Source organism: Weissella confusa (assembly GCF_004766315.1).
GTDB classification, from domain to species: domain Bacteria; phylum Bacillota; class Bacilli; order Lactobacillales; family Lactobacillaceae; genus Weissella; species Weissella confusa_A.
Map to the genome: position 1 here is coordinate 1 of NZ_PVSN01000025.1, position 543 is coordinate 543.

Annotated in this window: 1 pseudogene; it reads left to right on the top strand. The window is 42.5% G+C overall.

The features are described from left to right. Nucleotides 1-226, top strand: a pseudogene (locus C6P11_RS04050) (GH25 family lysozyme); the annotation flags it as partial. Between the last annotated feature and the right edge of the window lie 317 nt (nt 227-543).

Genomic DNA, 543 nt, shown 5'->3' on the forward strand with positions numbered 1-543 from the left:
GGCTATTCCAGTAGCAGATTATCACAACGATATGCCGGCTGTATCAGTAACGTTGACCGACCTTCATGGTAACCCATTGACTGACCAAAATGGACTGGGTAACAACGGAGTTCCCGAATACTTCACTTTGAATGGACGATACAAGGTATTGCAACGTGTTGGATCATCAATCGAGGTCGAAATGAACGGTGAATCAGTTTGGCTAAAGGCTGCATTTGCTAATTAGTTTTTAAACTAGTCGAATTCGACCAGTTTGTGACCGACAATATTGTCGGTCACAAATAGATAAAGCCCGTCTGGAATAGGTACAAAGGTACTTGATCCAGACGGGCTTTTTTTGTGGTCACTCTTTGGTCACTGGCCAATAATGTGCGGGCATATATCGCACATATGTAGCCAAAACAAGGCGTTTTATGCCCGATATTTGGGTGAGATTTGTCAGTTTAGGCGGTATATATTATAGCAGTTCAGTTTTCGCTAACGAAGCGCGCATGTGGATCTCAGTAATTGCATCAAACTTGATGCGGTTAATGAAGATTATTG